The following is an 18603-nucleotide window of genomic DNA, read 5'->3' on the forward strand; positions in this document are numbered from 1 at the left end:
AAATAATGCCTTTAAGAGGACTGGCTAAAGCCAAGAACTACACATTGGGGCCAACCGCTCCAATGAAAACTTTTACTGAAAATATCCATATACAAACTAAAGAATCAAATAATTTACGAAATTCTGGAAAGTCTCATAAATTAACCAATAATATTCAAAATGAAAATCTATTTAGGTATGAAAGCAAAATAAAAAGTGATTTTGACGAAATTGTTCCAACTCTCAAGGAAATTGCTCGAATTCAACATCACGAAGATTTTATAAATAAGGCTCAGAAAATATCAAGACAAAATTTGGGAATAGATTTACCTCTCCATGTATTAGATAAATCTTGGGTTAAACCTCTTGATATGAGAGCTTTATATGCATGGTGTGCTTTCAAACAGCATGATAAACTTAGCGACAATTTTTTTAATAATGATCCTCTTGAAGGTGCTGCTGGAAGTAGGGATGCTGAAGACTTTGAAAAATTTCTCTTAGATTGTGGAATACATTTACTTGATATAACTCCTTGTTCAGATGGAAGATTAGCTCATTCAGTTGCCTATGTAATGAGAATACCTTTTAGTTCAGTAAGAAGAAGATCTCATGCTGGAGCACTGTTTGATATTGAAAATACCGTTAATCGATGGGTAAAAACTGAACATAAAAGATATAGAGAGAATGTTCCTAATGAAGCTCATAAAGATACTAGGTACTTAAAAGTTGTAACTTATCATTTCAGTTCAGTAGATCCTTTGCATCAGGGATGCGCAGCTCATGGGAGTAATGACGAGTTAGCTGCAGCAGAAGGTAGAAATAAATTATATGCTTTCAAAGAGGCTGTAGAGAATAGCTTTTGCTGCGGAGCTTCTGTGGATTTAATGTTAATTGGACTTGATACAGACACTGATTCATTAAAAATACATTTATCAACAAGCGATGGCGGTATAGATTTAGAAAAAACCATTTCTACATTAGAAATTTATAATTCAACAATAAATTTTTCAAAAGAGGATGCGGAGAGAGAAATTTGCCAGACAATCTCTAAGCAATCTTCAAAAGATAAACTCAGTGGACTAGAAAAATTTACGTATAAATTAATTGTCAATAATATTTCTCAAATTGATTATGTTAAGAGTTTTCATAATGGTTCTTATGAAGATATTGGACATGCAGAGAGGTTTATTGGAGTAGGTATAGGTTTCAAAGAAGTACATCTCAGGAATTTAACTTATTTTGCTCATTTAGATACAGTCGAAGAAGGTGCTCCAGATTTAGATGTAGGAGTGAAGATTTTTACTGGATTAAATGTTTCTCAAGATCTACCTATTCCGGTAGTAATAAGATTTGATTACTCTGGAAAAGTTCCCGGAGCAAAAGAGAGGGCAATAAATGATTGTGAAAGAGTTAATAATGCGATATCAATTAGATATAAAAATTTAGTTGATCAAGGTTTGTTACATACTTGCTCTACTATTAGAGATAGGGACAACATTCATTCCGCCCAAATTATTGGAATGTCTTTAGATAAAAAAACAGAGGAGGCTCACTAATTATGTTAATTTGCAAGGTTGTAAAACCACTTGTTTCTACCAATAGGATTCCTGGTTTTGAACATAAACATCTGCAGGTTGTATTAGATGGTTCTTCTAATAAAGTTGCAGTTGATGCTGTTGGCTGTAAGCCAGGAGATTGGGTTATTTGTGTTGGAAGTTCTGCTGCTAGGGAAGCAGCGGGAAGTAAATCTTATCCAAGCGATTTAACGATTGTTGGAATAATTGATCATTGGGATCCTGACAAGTCTTAAAAAGGAGGATGTAAATTGTGGAAATTATGAAGGTATTAGGAAGGATGGTATGCACTCAAAGAGTCGCTGGCTTAGGTTATATGAATTTACGAATTTTAGAAAATAATAAAGGAAAGAAATTAGTTGCTGTTGATCCTGTTGGAGCTAGAGAAGGTAACTGGGTTTTTACTTCTAGTGGCTCTGCCGCTAGATTTGCATGCCCTAATCCAGAAGTTCAAACCGATTTAACAATTGGCGGTATTATTGATTATTGGGAGAGTGACTAAAAATTTTATCTTCAAAAATTTATTGAGAAACTTTGTTGAAGGTATAGTGTAATTAGTCTTAAATAAAGAATGTAATGTGGAAAGAAAGAGAATCACCTTTGAGGATAGAAAAAAGATTTGAATTTGATCAATACTCAAAAATTAGTAAATTCATGGGGGAAATTGAGAAATTATGTAAAGAAAGGGATATCTATCCAAATATCAGCTTTGGTAAGAATTTTGTAAGTCTTTCAATATTTTTAGATAATCAAGAAATATCAAACAAGGAAAAAGACTTTTCAAAGGATATTGATAAATTTTATTTAGAGTATTAGTGCTTTTTAATAATTATTTGGCTTTGCAATATCTCTTTTGATTAAAGCCATTAAATATGTGGGGGCTTTATATCTTCCTGGTAGACATCTATTTAAAGTTTCAAGATGACCCCAACACACTGTCTTTTCTATATCTTTAACTGAGTTACCTTTTAAGATTAAGAGTCTAAGAGCTTTGCAAAATAAAGGATAACCTGCTTCTAGTTCATCTATATTAAGCTTTGCTGCTGACATAGATCAAAGATGAATTATCAAATAATAATCTAAACAAGTATGGTGCAAAATTGGTTCATATTTCAAATTTCTAAATAATTAGAAATTAATGCAGAAATGCGACGCAATCTATCTCAACTAAAACTCCTTTTGGTAGAGATGAAACTTCCACACAGGCTCTTGCTGGAGGATTCTCTATATTAAAAAAATTACTATATATTTTATTGACAATTTGAAAATTACTTAGGTCGGTTAAGTAAATAGTTGTTTTTATTACATCCTCTATTTTTGATCCGCCAGCTTCAAGAACTGCTACGAGATTTTTTAAAACTTGAGTAGTTTCCTTCTCTATATCACCTAAACATGTTATTTCATTACAAACTGGGTCTATAGCAATTTGACCAGAACAATAGATAAAATCCCCAGCTTTTATTGCTTGATTATAAGGTCCGACTGGATCTGGAGCATTTGTTGTTTTAATTACTTGTTTGGGGGACATTTGTTTAATAAGATACCTATCTATTTAAACCCATAAATCTTTATTTGCTCTTAAAAAAGAAAATTCTTCTAAATTTTTTGCTCTTAAGAAAAGATTTATTTTCAATTCTTCATCAAGTAAGAATGGAATTGTTAATTTATTAAGAGAAAGTTTTTTTTCAACTTCCGAAAGTTTATTTTTTATATCTTGATCTTTAGGCTTGAGATTCAATGCCCACAATATGTTTGCCTTTGTATATTCATGTGCACAATATATGAGAGTATTTTTTGGTAAAGATTTGATTCTTCCTAGTGAAGAATACATTTGTTGATAAGTTCCTTCAAAAATTCTTCCACAGCCTCCAGAAAATAATGTATCTCCAATAAAAAGAACAGGATTTATTCCATTCAAAAAGAAGGCAATATGTGAGCTTGTATGCCCTAATACTTCAATTATTTTTACTTCTTCACCTAAAATACTCAAAGTTTCTCCATCCTCTACAGATACATTTTGAAAAGGTATTCGCTTTTTTTCTTTTGATGAAGCAATCACTTTTACATTTGGCCATTTTTCAATAAGAGATTTAGTCCCTCCAATATGGTCTGAATGATGATGAGTTTGCAAAATAGCTTTTAAGTGAAAATTGTTTTCATCTATATATTTAATTACTGGTTCGTGAATAGATGGATCTATAACCACAACGGATTTATCTTTTACCCATAACCAAATGATGTTATCACTTAAAACTCTGAGGCCTATTATATTTCGAACTTTATTTAATTCCATTGTTAACTTAGAATGAAGAATCCTTGGAAGAAATTGATCTATGTTTACTATAGCTTTACCAAAAGGAGCTCTGCTAAAAGATTCAATTTCAACTTTTAAAAGAGCTGGGTTAGATTTCTCTGATGCGTTGGATGAAAATAATAGATCATTAACCTTTGAATCAAATTGCAAAAGAGCTAAAGCTTTATTAGTGAGAAACGGAGATGTTCCTGTTTATGTAAGTTATGGTCAGGCTGATTTGGGTATTGTTGGGTATGACGTTTTACGAGAATCTGAATTAAAAGTAGCAAACTTATTAGATTTAGGATTTGGGGGTTGTCATATGTCTTTGGCGGTTAAGAACAATAGTAATTATTTAAAACCAACTGATCTTCAAGCGAATTGTAAAGTAGCAAGTAAATTTACTAAAACAGCAAGATCTTATTTTGAAGAATTAAATATTCCTGTAGAAATAGTTCATTTGACAGGATCAGTCGAGCTTGGTCCTATTACTGGGATGGCAGAGGCAATAGTTGATTTGGTGGCAACCGGAAAGACTCTTAAAGAGAATGGTTTAATTAAAATACATGATCTTTTCTACTCGACTGCAAGACTAATTGGAAATCCTTTATCTATGAGGTTAGATGATAATCATCTCAGAGATACTATTTTATCAATAGAATCAACTAATGCCGTATAGATGATTAACTAGATGTTTTTTAAAGATTTTAAAAGGATTAAAAAGTTAGGTAAATATTTAACTAAAGATAAAAAAACAATCTATCTAATTTTGATAGTTTTGTTACCTGTTTCTTTTTCTGGAGCTATTCAGCCATTATTAGTTGGTCAAGCAATTACCATCCTCAAGAACGAAACTACAGATGTTTGGCTAAGTAAAACTTTCTTTGGGCAATCAATAAATGCCATAATTTTAACTTTATTTATAACAGTTCTATTTAGGTTAGTTTTACAGGGATATCAAACTTATAATATTCAAGCAGTGGGCCAACGTTTGACAGCAAGAATAAGAAGAGAACTTTTTGATCATTCAATATCTTTATCTCTTAGGTATCACGATAAAATGCCGGTAGGGAAATTGCTAACGAGATTAACAAATGATGTTGATGCTTTGGCCGAAGTCTTTGGCAGTGGTGCAGTTGGAGTCATTGCTGACTTTGTAAGTCTTATAGTAATTTCTTTGACAATGCTGTCAATTGATCAAGGACTTGCAGTCCTATTGCTCTTGACTCAAATCCCTGTTTCGTATTTCATTATTTGGCTTCAAAAGCGTTATAGAAAAGCCAACTATCAAGTAAGAGAAGAGTTATCTCAACTAAACTCTGATTTTCAAGAGAATCTTCAAGGTCTTGAAGTCGTTCAGATGTTCAGAAGAGAGGCTCTTAATAGTAAGAAATTCTCAAATACTGGAATTGCTTATAAAAAAGCAGTAAATGGAACAATATTTTATGACAGTAGCATTTCAGCATTTATAGAGTGGGTTTCGCTTGCAGCAGTTTCCCTGGTTTTAGCAGTTGGAGGTTATCTAGTTACTTCTGGGAATATTGGTTTGGGGACATTGACAACTTTTATTTTATATTCCCAAAGACTCTTTGAACCTTTAAGACAGCTTGCAGAAAGATTTACTCAGATCCAAGGAGGTCTTACAGCGGTTGAGAGAATAAATGAATTATTGGACGAGGAAATTCAAATTAAAGACTCTTCTTCGGCAAAGCATTTTTCAGAAAATGTTCTAAATTCAAATAAGGAATTTAGGGGCAAAATTGAGTTTAGGAATGTTAGTTTTTTCTACAATGAGGGAGAATATATTCTAAAGGATTTATCTTTCTTGATAGATCCAGGAGAGCATGTAGCTTTCGTAGGCCCTACTGGCTCAGGTAAAACAACCATAATCAGATTATTGTGCAGGTTATATGAACCTCAAGAAGGCCAAATCTTAATCGATGATGTTGATATAAAAGATATTCCTATCGCAACCTTAAGAGATATGTTGGGGGTAGTACTCCAAGATACCTTTATCTTTAGTGGAAATGTTGCAGATAATTTGAAACTTAATGCGAAGATAGACAATCTTGAATTGGAAAAACTATGCAAGGAATTAGGACTAAACAGTTTGTTAAAAAAATTACCAGAAGGTTTGAACACTTTTCTTAGAGAAAGAGGGGGCAACCTCTCTTCTGGGGAAAGACAACTTCTTTCAGTAGCTCGTGTAGCAATTAGAAAGCCTGTCATTTTAATAATGGACGAAGCTACAGCGTTTATGGATCCCTCTACAGAAGCTACTTTACAGAAAGATCTTGAGAGAATTCTTACAAAAAGAACTGCACTAGTGATAGCTCACAGATTAGCAACTATTGAAAGTTCAGATAAGATTTTAGTTTTAAAAGGGGGAACATTAGTTGAAGAAGGAACGCACGATGAATTAAGAATGAACGGAGGTTTATATTTCCAGCTCTCTGAGCTTCAACAAAAAGGATTTGCCAATTTTTAATGATTTTTAGAAACCAAGGTTCATCAATAAAAAAATCAAACAGTTTATCTAGGGATCAACTTTTAGATATCTATGGTTTGAATTCTTATGAATTTACTCAAAAAAGTAAGGAAGAAATATTTGTTTGTAGTAAAAGCAAAGAGTTAGATCTAATAGAGCTGGATCAACTTTTGCAAACCGTTGGATGGAGCAGACGACCAATAAGAAGAGTTAAAAGAGCTTTGGATTTTAGTATTTTGGTGGTTAGTTTATGGCGTCATGACGATAAATTCCCAAGGCTGGTAGGATTCGCAAGATGCACTGGCGATGGAATTTTGGAGGCAACAGTATGGGATGTGGCTGTTAATCCTGTTTATCAAGGACTAGGATTGGGGAAAGAATTAATGAAATATATACTAAAAGAATTAAAAAGTATTGGCATTTCAAAAGTCACCCTTTTTGCTGATGCTGAGGTGGTTTCATTTTACAAAAGACAAGGTTGGACATTAGAACCAAGAGGCTCTAAATGCGCTTTCTGGTATGCAAATTAACTTTTTTTGTAGTAGTCAGAATATATAGATTTTATCGATTCGCCTTTTAACCATCTTCTCCTAAAGTTCCAATTCTTGAGTGCTTGGAGAAAAATATTAGTTCTTTCCCACTTCCTTGAACTTGTCAAAATAGGAAAATTTATTTGTTTTAAATCTTTTTTATTATTTAATCTCCTAAAAAAATCCAAATCCTCCATTATAGGTATCTTTCTAAAGCCATTATTCTTAAGATATATTGATCTATGAATTATTAAACCTTGGTCTCCATAAGGTTGTTTGAAAAATTTGCTTCTGAAATTAACAAGAATCTCTAGAAATCTGTAAATTATCTTTTTGTCATTAACTTTAAATTTAAAATAGTAAATAAAATTCTTGTCTCCCTCTATAACAGATTGTATTTTTGTAGGCCAATTTTGAGTTAGTCTAGTATCAGCATGTAAAAATATAAGCCATTCTCCTTTTGCATTTTTAGCTCCAATATCTAACTGTAACCCTCTATTCCTTTCAAAGGAATGATGTACTTTAGCTCCATAAATACTAGCTATATCAATAGTTTTGTCTTTACTACCGCAGTCAATAATCAGAATTTCTCTTTCTTTTTGAATATTCGATAAGTCTGAAAGTAATAATGGCAAATTATTAGCTTCATCGATAGTTGGAATGATAATCGAGATTCTTGACATATTGATTACATTCTTTTTTCGATATCAAGTAAGGTATCAATATCTATTTTGGTATTTAAAAACTTATATCTCAATTTTGTAGATGCCAAATTGTCAATTGTATTTTGAAGAACGTTTTCCTTACTCCATCTAATTTTGATAAAAGGTAAATGCAAATGTTTTGATATTATTTTTGCTGATAAGCCAATAACCCAATAACCTCCATCATTTGATGGCCCTAATATAAGATCATTTTGTCTTAGCTCTTTCAAAGTATTTAATAAATCTAAATGGCATAAATCTGGTAGGTCAGTACCAATAAAAATAATATTTTTTATCTTTTTTTGAATACAAAATTTTTTGTTTATTATTATTTGCCTCTTCATTTTTTCTCCCAAGCAGCCTCTACCTTGTAAATTAAACTTTTCAATGCCTAATTCTTTAGACCATCTTTTACAATTTTTTTCCCCTAAACCAGAAATAGCTAAAGAAATATCAATGAGATTGGTCTCTTGGAGAGATTTAGCGACTGATATGGTGTGGTTGGTCATCACACTTTGTATTTTTGCTGAATTTCTTTTCCCGATCTCTTTAGCTAATCTAGTTTTGCATCTTCCAAAACCGTGCCATTTTGCCATGATGATAAGCAATGCTTTATCCAATTCTTCAACAATGTTTATGATAATTATATGTCTACAAAAAATATAAAATTTCTTCTTGTAAATTTAGATGATACTTTGTTAAGTAATTTTAAATTTATCATGATCTTGTGATGTGATAATGGCCAATTATTAAATTCCAACTAGATTAATAATCTATGAAATAAAATTTTGCAAGCTACTAATTCTATTTGGGCGGAAGTTCAACAGTCACTCCAAAAAACTTTAAGTAAGCCTTCATTCGAGACGTGGATAAGGCCTGCTAAATTTGATTGCTTTCAGAATGGCTTATTGACCTTAATAACACCAAATACATTTTCCAGTGATTGGTTAAGAAAGAATTATTGTGAAACTATCGAAAGAGCTGCAAAAGAAATTTGCGGTCATAATGTAAAAGTTGTTTTTAAATCGGAAACAAATATCAGTAGTAACTTAACAAATAAAGAAAGCATACAAGAACAGAACGTTAATCATAAAACAAAATCTTTTCCTAGTAATAACCATGATATTTCTTCAAAAAATCGATCTAAAAATCCTAACGGTCTAAATTTACGCTACGTATTTAAAAGATTTGTTGTAGGTCCTAACAGCAGGTTGGCTCATGCTGCAGCTTTAGCAGTAGCAGAATCTCCTGGGAGAGAATTTAATCCATTATTTATTTGTGGTGGGGTAGGCCTTGGCAAGACTCATCTAATGCAAGCAATAGGTCATTATCGAGTTGAAATAGATCCAGAAGCAAAAGTGAAATATGTATCTACAGAGACTTTTACAAACGACGTTATTAGTGGTATTAGAAGAGATGGAATGACTGCTATTCGAGATAAATATAGAAATGTCGATTTGATTCTAATAGACGATATACAGTTCTTAGAAGGTAAAGAGTATACACAGGAAGAATTTTTTCATACTTTCAACGCTCTTCACGAATCAGGGAGTCAAATAGTCATAGCCAGTGATAGACCTCCAAATCAATTGTCTGGGATTCAAGAGAGATTGATTTCTAGGTTCTCAATGGGTATGACTGCAGATATTCAACCCCCCGATCTTGAGACGAGGACAGCTATTCTTCAAAAGAAGGCAGAACAAGAGAGTATGAGTCTTCCAAGAGATCTAATTCAATTTATCGCTGGAAGATTTACTTCAAATATACGAGAATTAGAGGGAGCATTCACAAGAGCAGTTGCATTTGCTTCAATAACAGGCTTGCCAATGACAGTCCAATCAATTGCTCCAATGCTGGATCCAAATAGTGTTGGAGTAGTTGTAACTCCCTTACAAGTTATTAAAAAAGTTTCTGATTTCTTTAAAGTTTCTACTGATGAATTGATTAGTTCAAGTAGAAGAAAACCAGTAAGTCAAGCTAGACAAATAGGTATGTACCTTATGAGACAAGGAACCGATTTAAGTCTTCCAAGAATTGGAGATGAATTTGGGGGAAAAGACCATACAACTGTTATGTATGCTATTGAACAAGTTGAAAAAAAATTATCTATAGATCCTAATATTGCAAGTCAAGTTCAAAAAATAAGAGATTTACTTCAAATAGATTCAAGAAAAAATTTATAGTAAATTAGAAATAAAATTTCTAGGATCTTGATCATATCTATGACTGATAGGTATCTTATCTTTTTCATTGTTATTACTTAATATTTCAATTTTGTTTAATGATTGTCTTAATAACCTTGCAGAAATAATTGGCATATCTCTTGGAACTGAGATTCTATTTTTTAAATATCTTAGGGATTTCCCTGAGAGTTTTTCAGGCATTATTACTTCACCTGTGATCATATGTGTTAAAGCTGATCTCAATGATTCTTCAAAGCATTCTTTATCGCATGGATTAACTTTTATCAAATTATCTTTGTGCTTTAGGACTCTTTTGAGAGCAAATCTAATGTAATAATTTGAATCACATTTTTTATTTAATTCAAAATTGCCAAGACCTTCTCCAGAGTCTATTGACTGAGAGTAGGAAATCTGTTTTGTATTGCTTTCTTTATAACATCCGCCCATTTGTGGGGGTAAATCATGAGAGTGAGTATGAAAATCTCCTTGAGTGCCTCTATAAGCACTTGTTCCTTCAAAAAGTGTAAGCCAGTTATCTACATTCCGGTAATTAGATCTTAAATTAAACCCTTTATAATAAATCAATGAAGCATTCATCCTCTCCATATAGGGAATAAAAATTATATCTCCAACTCCTGGCTCTATATCACTGGTATTAGATACTGATGGATCAATAAATCCTGATTTTGATCTACTTAAAATTTCATCGAATTTAGAAATTGATTCTCTAAATCTTTTTTTTCTTAAAGAGTTATCTATAAAATTAAAGCTTTCTCGGCAGAGCCAATTACACCATGATCTGAAGATTTCTCTCTCTAATTCTCGAATTTTAATAAGGTGACTAGATGTTATAAAAGATCCAAGTGCTCCAAATTCATTTTCTAAAAAAGCTATAATATCGTCGCTCTCAGTTATAACTTGCCCTTTAAATTCAATTGCAGGCAATTTTCCCGATCTGACTTTGTCAAGAAACCAACTTTCTTTTTGACCGTAGCAAAACATATTTATTTTTTTGACTCTGTAAGGAATTCTCTTATATTCAAGCCATAACCATATTTTCTGACAGTAAGGACACCATGAATGCCTATCCCTATAAAGAGTAACAATCACATCATTTTCAGTATGCCCAAATAATCTTAAATTTGAGTAGGAATTATTAATACCATTGACTCTATCAAGATCTTCAACTTCGAACTTATTTAAATCAGTCCATGTCAAAATCCCATTCATTATTTGAATTAAATCTATAAACTAAAGTTATAATAATTGATTAAAAAAAGTCTTGGAATTTGAATTCGATTTAATTGTTGTTGGAGCTGGATCTGGGGGACTTGCGGCGGCCAAACGTGCAGCAAGTTATGGAGCAAAAGTTGCAATTATAGAAGTAAATAAAATAGGAGGAACTTGTGTGATAAGGGGATGTGTTCCTAAAAAATTAATGGTTTATGCTGCTAAATGTAAAAAAAATATGGATTCTTCTAAAGGATATGGATTAAAAAATGAAGGCATTAATTTTGAATCAAATATTTTATTGAAGAATGTTAGAGAGGAGGTTTCTAGACTAAGTAATTTACATAGAAATTCTTTAAACAAATTGAATGTAACTATTTTTGAGGGCTTAGGAAGATTTACGAATCAAAATGAATTAGAAATAATTTGTCCAAAAACAAAGAAAGTTAAAAATAAAATAAGTTCAAAGAAAATTCTTATTTCAGTTGGTGGTAAACCAAAGAAATTGGATATTCCTGGGATAGATTTGGCATGGACTAGTGATGATATTTTTGGATTAGAAAATTTTCCCAAATCAATATTAATAGTTGGAGGAGGATATATTGCTTGCGAGTTTGCTTCTATTTTCAGGAATTTAGGTACTGAAGTAACTCAATTAATTAGAGGTCAACATTTACTTAATGGTTTTGATGAGGATCTTTCTTTTTGCTTGGAGGAATCGCCAACGTTTTCTGATATAAACATAATTTCCAATACTCAATTAAAGGCTATTAAGAGGGTGAATGGAAATCTGGAATCTACTTTAGATTCGGGTGATAAACTCCTAACTAATAATATCCTTATTGCTACAGGTAGAGAACCAAATCTTTTCCCTTTAAATTTAGATTTTTTAAATCTAAAGATGGATGGCCAATATTTAGATGTTGATGAACTTAATCAAACAAGCAACGCCAATATTTTTGCAGTTGGCGATATTATAAATAAACCAAATTTAACTCCGGTAGCAATTGAACAAGGGAGAGTTTTTTCGGATAATTTTTTTAATGACCAAAAAAGAAAAGTAAATTATGAAAATATCCCTAAGGCTGTTTTCACTATTCCAGAAATTTCAACAGTTGGGTTAAGTGAGAAAAAAGCTATAGAGATTCACTCTGAAAAAAATATAAAAATTTTCAAATGCAAATTTACCCCTATGTCTAATACTTTTAAGGAGAATAAATCAAAATGTATGCTGAAGATTGTAGTTCATAAGCTTACTGATAAAGTCCTGGGATGCCATATGTTTGGGGAAACATCATCTGAGATTATTCAAATGGCATCAATCTCATTAAATGCAGGGATAACAAAGAAGGACTTTGATATTACAATGGCTTTGCACCCAACTATCTCTGAAGAGTTTGTGACTATGTATGGCTAAAATTATGAATTAGAAAATTTTAATTTTTCTTGAGCAAACAAAATTACTATAAGTAGTGAAAAGTAAATAAATAAACCTATCCTTAATTCAGAGAGATAATTAAATCCATTCAAAAAAAGTATCTTATCGAGAATGTAAAAAATATAAAAATTAATTAAAATAAATCCTTCAATTCTGGTAATTTTCCCTTTGCTCCAGAAAATTGGTAAGCATGCAAAGGTAGTTAAAACCATAAAAGGTAAGTCAACTTTTATTAGGCTTTGTTCAATTACTAAACCTTTAAATCCTGAAAAAATACTACAACTTCCAAGGATGAGAAGTTGATTGAGCAAATTACTTCCTATTACATTACCAATCGCAAGATCTGTTTTGCCTTTAAATGCAGCAATTATTGAAGTCACTAATTCCGGTAAAGATGTTCCGGTAGCGACGATAGTTAAACCAATAACAATTTCATTAACCCCCAAAAGAGAAGCAAGCGTTTGAGAACCATTTACTAAAATATTTGAACCAAAGCTCAAAAGAAAAATTCCTAATATTAACTTTAGAAAAATATTAAGCTTCCCTTTATAGTTATCTTTAAATTCTTCTATCTCTGGTTCAGCATCTTTGGTCTCTTCTCCTTTCTCATTGATGGTATTAATTTCCCATATTGTATTTAAGATTAAACAAAATATTAGAAAAACACCTGCTTGCAATGTTAATAAGCCTGTGGACGACATAGCCCAAACCGCACAAGATATAGCCATTAATAGAGGCACATCTCTTCTAACTATTCTGCTTTTCACCTTCAAAGGTGTTATCAATGAGCTTATTCCCAAAACAACGAGAACATTGAAAATATTGCTTCCAATCACATTGCTTGCCGCAAGAGAGTCACTACCTTTTGAAATTGAACTTAAACTTACCAACAACTCAGGAGAGCTTGTCCCAAGAGAAACAACTGTTAATCCAATTACTATTTGCGGTATTCCTAAAATTAAAGATAAAAATATGGCTCCTTGAATAAAGAACTCTCCTCCAACAAAAAGTAAAACTACTCCTAAAACTATTTCTAATATTGGAAATAAAAAATCACTCATATTTAGAATTTCATTTAGATGATAAAAATTTTCGTAATTGGTTAATAACTATCCTCGAATATCTATAAATTATTGTCAATTTTAATTTGCTGTTAAAATTAATGAAATAGTAAAAATTTTGAAGACTTTAACCATAATAAAACCTGATGATTGGCATTTACATTTAAGAGAAGGTCTTGTATTAAAAAATATCATTCACTTTAGTTCCGAATTTTTTGGAAGAGCTATTATTATGCCAAATACTAAAATTCCCATTACATCTGTTGAAAGTGCGACCTCTTACAAAAAATCTATTGTTGAAGCGTTGCCAGAAAGTTCTAAGTTTGAACCATTAATGACGATATATCTTACAGATGAGACTGATAAAGCAGAATTAATAAATGGTTTCAAAAATAATATCTTTTTCGCAGCAAAATTGTATCCTGCTAATGCTACAACAAATTCCAGTCATGGAGTTAAGAAAATAGAAAATCTATATAAGATTTTCGAATCAATGCAAGATAATGGAATGCCTCTTTTAATTCACGGGGAAGTGACTGATTCTGAAGTAGACATATTTGATAGAGAGGAAGTTTTTATAGATAAAGAACTCTCTCAAATAACTAAAAGATTTCCAAAATTAAAAATCGTTTTAGAACATATAACCACATCTTATGCAGTTGATTTTGTTCAAGAAAATAAAATTGGAGCTACTATCACTCCGCATCATTTGCATATAAATAGAAATGCAATGTTTTTTGGAGGCTTAAATAGTGATTTTTACTGCTTACCAGTTGCTAAAAGGGAAAGTAATAGACTCGCTTTAAGGAGAGCTGCAACAAGTGGGGAAAAATGTTTTTTCTTGGGAACTGACTCTGCTCCACACCTCAGAAAGTGGAAGGCTTTTTGTGGATGTGCTGGCATTTTTAATTCTCCAGTAGCAATAGAAAGCTATTTAACAGTATTTGAAGAGGAAGATGCTCTAGATAATTTTGAAAAGTTTGCAAGTTTAAATGGCCCTAATTTTTATAATGTCCCTCATAACAAAGAAAAATTAAAATTAGTGTCTAGACCAAACAAAATTTCAGATTTTATTGATGTTGAAGAGGAAAACAACATTGTAGGACAGATAAAACCTTTACATGCAGGTGAAACTTTACGATGGCAAGTTGATGGGATAGTAAATTAAAAAGTTATATTTAATCTAACCATTCAAAAAAAGTGAAAATTCCCAATATCTATTAGTTAAATCGGAAACTTAAATATGGGATGAATTAGTGGCGATTTCTTCAGGGAGTCAGGGGGAATTTGTAAACTCGCCAGACTTAAAAATATTTATCTTCTTGCTAAGGTAATTTCTTAGAGTGTAGGCAAAAGTAAGTAGATTTTTAAATTAAATCTATCTTTATACTTGCATATACCCAACTTATAACTAACATATTTCACTAATCAAATGAAAGTTTCTAGTTGGTTGTTGAGACTGTAAAATACTTTCATAATAATTACCCTCATTATAAATCTTGAAGTTAATTAAAACACCATGGGGATCTATTTCTCCAGAAGTAAGTTTGTTCCCCATCTATTACCTAATATTTATTTATGGATTTATTTATATTCTCCCTTACGGGGAAAATATAGTTGGTTTAACTTGGTTTAACTTATTGAAACTAGAAGATGGTCCTCTGGAATGGATTCAGTTTTTTGAATACTTTTTTTCATCAATATTTGGGTTAGTAATTTTTTGCAAAAGTAAAAGTAAAAAATCCTTAAACTCATTTATTTGGTTATTTCTTAGTGCATTAACCTTCTTTATTGCTGCTGAAGAAATAAGTTGGGGTGAGCGAATTACAGGTTTTACAATAGATTCTCTTACAGAAATTAGTATTCAAGGTGAGACTAATCTGCATAATCTCCCATTTTTTCATAATCTATTTCTCGATCCTTTATTGATAATCATTTGTATTTTTTTTGGATGGATTGGATGGAGAAAGTGGCCACACTTAAGCTCAATACCAAGTAAAAAATTAAGTTTATATTTCTTGATAACTGCTTTATATATTTTTTATTATGAAATTTCATGGGCTTCAACTATTGAGCATATAAGAAATGATTTAGAAATTTACGAATTCTTACTCTCTACTGGATTCTTTATGCATTTTTTGGATAATCTGAAATTATCTAAATTTAAATAAAATTATTAAATACTATTTATCTCGCGTATCTAATAATTCAAGAAAAGTGTAAATATTCTTATTTTTCAAGTGTAAGAAAGTGCACAGAAATATCTATTGAATATGCTAATGGTTTTTTAAAATGGTAAAAGAAATCTGGCTTCTTGATCAAAATTCACAAAGGTCAAACTTATTTGTCATCCCACTTCAGAAAATTAGTGCATGGGAAACCTGATTTTTATATTTCTTTTAAGAGGTAACGCTTAGAAACGAAATCTAAGTCCTGTTGTAACTACAAAAGAATTATTTGAGTCAAAGTCTGTGTCAGCACCACCGCCAGCAGCAGCAGCAGCAGCAGCTTCACCACCACCACCAAGACCAGCACCTTCACCACCAACAGCATTTGCATTAGCATTACCATTAGCAGCAGCAGTTGAGAATTCTGCGTAATTCAAATAGGAAACCTCTGCATATAGAGAGGTAGTGTCTGAGACTTCATACTCTACCCCGCCTTTTAATCCAAATGTGAAAAGTTCTTCATCAATTGCTGGAGTAGGTACATTTGCTCCTCCTACAATGGGGTTTGCTTCAGCCATTTCAACAGTGGAAAATCCCAGGCCGGCTCCAAGATAAGTAGAGAATTTTTTATCAGTTGGGAAATCTTTATAACCAAATATCATATAACTTTTAATATCTTCCTCAATTTCTGGGTTAATGTTTGAAGTGACAGGATTTTGTCCCGGAGCTGTTACTGTGATTGAATCACGTGAAACGGTTGTAGCTGAATAATTAAATTCTAATCTCCAATCATCGAATTCTTTACCAATTGCCAAAGAATATTGAAAAGGACTATCAGTACCGAAGGAAACAACACCTGTCCCATCAAGATCACTTTCAAGTTCATTAATGGAGTTTATCCCTCCGCTAATAGAAAGATAAAAACTTTTAGATTCTTCTGCACATATTGGAGAGGTTAAAGAACCCAATAATAGTGATGATATAACGAAGTATTTTCTCATAATTTTGATACTAAATTTCTAGGAAATTATCATTTTAAAACATTGTAGTCTAGAAATATTTTGGAAAAAATATATTAAAAAACAAACTGAATATTATCAATATCAAGGACGTAGCTGACTAAATGGGACGCTCGTCAACACTCGTAACTTAACGCCATTTAAAAGCAGCAGATAAGGACCTGCTGAATGTGTAAACTCTATAGGCTTCGCCATAGTGTAATCTAACGAGTCTATAGATCTCAAAATCATCACTTTTTACATCAATTTCTTTGCAAGTTTGCAATAAAAAGGCTGAGAAGCCTTGGGAGTGCGGCGGAATTGGTAGACCCGCCTGACTTAAAATCCCACAGACTTTGGTGTAGATAGTGAACGCGATTAGCCAAAAAGCTAATCGCTTTATTATTGTTCAAGTGCACGAAAGCGCAGAAAATAGAAACTTAACATGCTCGAAGTTCTTTTAATGTCAAAAGAAATGACGCTTTATTGATTAAAAATCACAAAAGTCAAAATTATTATTCGTTCCACTGCAAAAATCAGTACATGATAATCCTGATTTATTATTTTCCTTTCAACAAGGGAATTCTTAGAAACTAAATCTAAGGCCTGCTGTAACTACAAACGAATTAATAGAATCAAATTCTTCACCTTCTTCAGCATCGAATGATGCCAAATTTAAGTATCCAAGCTCAGTATATAAAGAAGTATTTTCTGCTATTTCATAATCTACTCCTCCTTTTAATCCAAATGTGAATACTTGTGTATCAAAATCACTAGTTACAAAATTAACCCCTGCAAGAGCTATATTTTGTGAAGGGACATCAATAGAAGAAAAACCTAAACCTGCTCCAATATATGGTGTGAATTTTGTATCACTAGGGAAATCTTTATAAGCATAGATCATGTAACTCGTAACATCTGCTTCATAATCTGGAGTAAGAGCTGCAGTAGCACCAACACCTCCAGCTGTTACCGTCAATTCATCACTTGAAATAGTAGTACCTGAATAATTAAATTCTAATTTCCAATCTTCAAATTCTTTACCGATTGCAAATGAATATTGGAAGGGATTGTTAGTGCCATATTCACCATTTATAACTCCAACACTACTCTCAATATCACCCACAAAATTTATCCCTCCTCCAATAGAAAAATAAAAACTTTTAGATTCCTCTGCAAATATTGGAGAGGTAAAAGAACTCAATAATAGTGAAGATGCAACCAAGTATTTTTTCATAGTTTTTAAAATAGGTTTATAAGAAATTATCATTTTAAAAATTTGTAGTCTACAAATATTTTGGAAATAATATATTCAAAAAAAACAAACTGAAAATTATCAATATCAAGGACGTAGCTGACTAAATGGGACACTCGTCAACACTCGTAACTTAACGCCATTTAAAAGCAGCAGATAAGGACCTGCTGAATGTGTAAACTCTATAGACTTCGCCATAGCGTAATCTAAGGAGTCTATAGATCTCAAAATCATCACTTTTTACATCAATTTCTTTGCAAGTTTACAATAAAAGTTACAATAAAAAGGCTGAGAAGCCTTGGGAGTGTGGCGGAATTGGTAGACGCGCCGGACTTAAAATCCGTCGAGCGCTTTAGCTCGTGGGGGTTCAAGTCCCCCCACTCCCACTATATAAATTATTTATTTTTAGTTCTTACGATAACTGCCAATAATTGTTATGTTTTAACTAAGGAACCATAAAATTAAAATGGAAAATATTTTCACTAATCCATTTGCCACTCTAATTGCTTATGTTGCTGTTATCACTGCATATTTATTAGTTATTCCATTATTTCTATTTTACTGGATGAATAATAGATGGAATGTTATGGGCAAATTTGAGAGATTAGGAATTTATGGACTTGTTTTCCTTTTTTTCCCAGGTTTAATTTTATTTTCTCCATTTCTAAATCTTAGATTAAAAGGAAGTAGTAAAGGTTAAAT

The 18603-nt window shown here is 31.9% G+C and carries 21 protein-coding genes and 1 tRNA gene; 13 read left to right on the forward strand and 9 right to left on the reverse strand.

Annotation, left to right across the window (positions count from 1 at the left end; genetic code table 11):
• Window positions 1-5 precede the first annotated feature (5 nt).
• The 4 genes from HA151_RS02890 (at window position 6) to HA151_RS02905 (ending at window position 2369) form a co-directional block, all read left to right on the forward strand.
• Window positions 6-1535, forward strand: coding sequence for a carboxysome shell carbonic anhydrase (locus HA151_RS02890; RefSeq protein WP_209106004.1), 1530 nt, complete (start codon window positions 6-8; stop codon window positions 1533-1535).
• Window positions 1536-1537: 2 nt separating this feature from the next.
• Window positions 1538-1789: a carboxysome peptide A gene (locus HA151_RS02895; RefSeq protein WP_002805244.1), complete on the forward strand. Its 252-nt coding sequence runs from the start codon at window positions 1538-1540 to the stop codon at window positions 1787-1789.
• Between the two features lie 17 nt (window positions 1790-1806).
• Entirely contained in the window at window positions 1807-2055 is a 249-nt protein-coding gene (locus tag HA151_RS02900; RefSeq protein ID WP_209106005.1) for a carboxysome peptide B, read from the forward strand.
• A 74-nt stretch (window positions 2056-2129) separates the two neighbouring features.
• Window positions 2130-2369: a 4a-hydroxytetrahydrobiopterin dehydratase gene (locus HA151_RS02905; protein ID WP_209106006.1), complete on the forward strand. Its 240-nt coding sequence runs from the start codon at window positions 2130-2132 to the stop codon at window positions 2367-2369.
• A 6-nt stretch (window positions 2370-2375) separates the two neighbouring features.
• Here HA151_RS02905 and HA151_RS02910 read toward each other — a convergent pair whose 3' ends face one another.
• The 3 genes from HA151_RS02910 to gloB all read right to left on the reverse strand — a co-directional run bounded on the left by HA151_RS02910 (window position 2376) and on the right by gloB (window position 3846).
• Window positions 2376-2603: a DUF3136 domain-containing protein gene (locus HA151_RS02910; protein ID WP_002806681.1), complete on the reverse strand. Its 228-nt coding sequence runs from the start codon at window positions 2601-2603 to the stop codon at window positions 2376-2378.
• Window positions 2604-2688: 85 nt separating this feature from the next.
• Window positions 2689-3081, reverse strand: coding sequence for a Rid family detoxifying hydrolase (locus HA151_RS02915; protein ID WP_209106007.1), 393 nt, complete (start codon window positions 3079-3081; stop codon window positions 2689-2691).
• Between the two features lie 24 nt (window positions 3082-3105).
• The gene (gloB, locus tag HA151_RS02920) at window positions 3106-3846 is read right to left on the reverse strand and encodes a hydroxyacylglutathione hydrolase (RefSeq protein WP_209106008.1); all 741 of its coding nucleotides are present in this window, start codon (window positions 3844-3846) and stop codon (window positions 3106-3108) included.
• Window positions 3847-3886: 40 nt separating this feature from the next.
• Between gloB and hisG the strand changes: the two genes are divergently transcribed.
• From hisG to HA151_RS02935, 3 genes are read left to right on the forward strand one after another with little or no spacing between them, the layout of a single operon-like run.
• The gene (gene hisG / locus HA151_RS02925; protein ID WP_209106009.1) at window positions 3887-4525 is read left to right on the forward strand and encodes an ATP phosphoribosyltransferase; all 639 of its coding nucleotides are present in this window, start codon (window positions 3887-3889) and stop codon (window positions 4523-4525) included.
• 12 nt (window positions 4526-4537) lie between these two features.
• Window positions 4538-6334, forward strand: a complete 1797-nt coding sequence (locus HA151_RS02930) for an ABC transporter ATP-binding protein (RefSeq protein ID WP_209106010.1) — start codon at window positions 4538-4540, stop codon at window positions 6332-6334.
• A complete protein-coding gene (locus HA151_RS02935; protein WP_209106011.1) occupies window positions 6334-6864 on the forward strand; it encodes a GNAT family N-acetyltransferase in 531 nt (176 codons plus the stop codon). Before HA151_RS02930 ends, HA151_RS02935 begins: the two co-directional genes overlap by 1 nt.
• On the opposite strand, the gene HA151_RS02940 is transcribed toward HA151_RS02935, so the two are convergent.
• Together HA151_RS02940 and HA151_RS02945 are read right to left on the reverse strand one after the other, a co-directional pair.
• Window positions 6861-7547 (reverse strand): TIGR04283 family arsenosugar biosynthesis glycosyltransferase, encoded by a 687-nt coding sequence (locus HA151_RS02940; RefSeq protein ID WP_209106012.1) that lies wholly within the window; start codon window positions 7545-7547, stop codon window positions 6861-6863. The genes HA151_RS02935 and HA151_RS02940 overlap by 4 nt on opposite strands.
• Before the next feature lie 5 nt (window positions 7548-7552).
• A complete protein-coding gene (locus HA151_RS02945; protein ID WP_209106013.1) occupies window positions 7553-8164 on the reverse strand; it encodes a TIGR04282 family arsenosugar biosynthesis glycosyltransferase in 612 nt (203 codons plus the stop codon).
• A gap of 192 nt (window positions 8165-8356) precedes the next feature.
• On the opposite strand from HA151_RS02945, the gene dnaA reads away from it, so the two are divergent.
• Window positions 8357-9751: a chromosomal replication initiator protein DnaA gene (gene dnaA, locus HA151_RS02950; protein WP_209106014.1), complete on the forward strand. Its 1395-nt coding sequence runs from the start codon at window positions 8357-8359 to the stop codon at window positions 9749-9751.
• Here dnaA and HA151_RS02955 read toward each other — a convergent pair.
• Window positions 9746-10981 (reverse strand): glutathione S-transferase, encoded by a 1236-nt coding sequence (locus HA151_RS02955; protein WP_209106015.1) that lies wholly within the window; start codon window positions 10979-10981, stop codon window positions 9746-9748. The genes dnaA and HA151_RS02955 overlap by 6 nt on opposite strands.
• Window positions 10982-11033: 52 nt before the next feature.
• On the opposite strand from HA151_RS02955, the gene gorA reads away from it, so the two are divergent.
• Entirely contained in the window at window positions 11034-12398 is a 1365-nt protein-coding gene (gene gorA, locus HA151_RS02960) for a glutathione-disulfide reductase (protein WP_209106016.1), read from the forward strand.
• A gap of 2 nt (window positions 12399-12400) precedes the next feature.
• Here the strand turns inward: gorA and HA151_RS02965 are convergent, their stop codons facing one another.
• Window positions 12401-13480, reverse strand: coding sequence for a calcium/sodium antiporter (locus tag HA151_RS02965; protein WP_209106017.1), 1080 nt, complete (start codon window positions 13478-13480; stop codon window positions 12401-12403).
• A gap of 118 nt (window positions 13481-13598) precedes the next feature.
• Here HA151_RS02965 and pyrC point away from each other — a divergent pair, with 118 nt between their 5' ends.
• Window positions 13599-14648, forward strand: coding sequence for a dihydroorotase (gene pyrC / locus HA151_RS02970; RefSeq protein WP_209106018.1), 1050 nt, complete (start codon window positions 13599-13601; stop codon window positions 14646-14648).
• Between the two features lie 331 nt (window positions 14649-14979).
• Window positions 14980-15651, forward strand: a complete 672-nt coding sequence (locus tag HA151_RS02975) for a pectate lyase (RefSeq protein ID WP_209106019.1) — start codon at window positions 14980-14982, stop codon at window positions 15649-15651.
• Window positions 15652-15893: 242 nt separating this feature from the next.
• On the opposite strand, the gene HA151_RS02980 is transcribed toward HA151_RS02975, so the two are convergent.
• Together HA151_RS02980 and HA151_RS02985 are read right to left on the reverse strand one after the other, a co-directional pair.
• On the reverse strand, window positions 15894-16649 hold the full coding sequence (locus HA151_RS02980; protein ID WP_209106020.1) for an outer membrane protein: 756 nt from the start codon (window positions 16647-16649) through the stop codon (window positions 15894-15896).
• 583 nt (window positions 16650-17232) lie between these two features.
• Window positions 17233-17883, reverse strand: coding sequence for an outer membrane protein (locus HA151_RS02985; protein ID WP_209106021.1), 651 nt, complete (start codon window positions 17881-17883; stop codon window positions 17233-17235).
• Window positions 17884-18201: 318 nt separating this feature from the next.
• Between HA151_RS02985 and HA151_RS02990 the strand changes: the two genes are divergently transcribed.
• Both HA151_RS02990 and HA151_RS02995 read left to right on the forward strand, forming a co-directional pair.
• Window positions 18202-18287, forward strand: a tRNA-Leu gene (locus HA151_RS02990).
• An 80-nt stretch (window positions 18288-18367) separates the two neighbouring features.
• Window positions 18368-18601: an NAD(P)H-quinone oxidoreductase subunit L gene (locus HA151_RS02995; protein ID WP_209106022.1), complete on the forward strand. Its 234-nt coding sequence runs from the start codon at window positions 18368-18370 to the stop codon at window positions 18599-18601.
• Window positions 18602-18603 lie beyond the last annotated feature (2 nt).

Origin of the sequence: Prochlorococcus marinus XMU1419 (assembly GCF_017695955.1) — a bacterium.
Lineage (GTDB): Bacteria > Cyanobacteriota > Cyanobacteriia > PCC-6307 > Cyanobiaceae > Prochlorococcus_A > Prochlorococcus_A marinus_AD.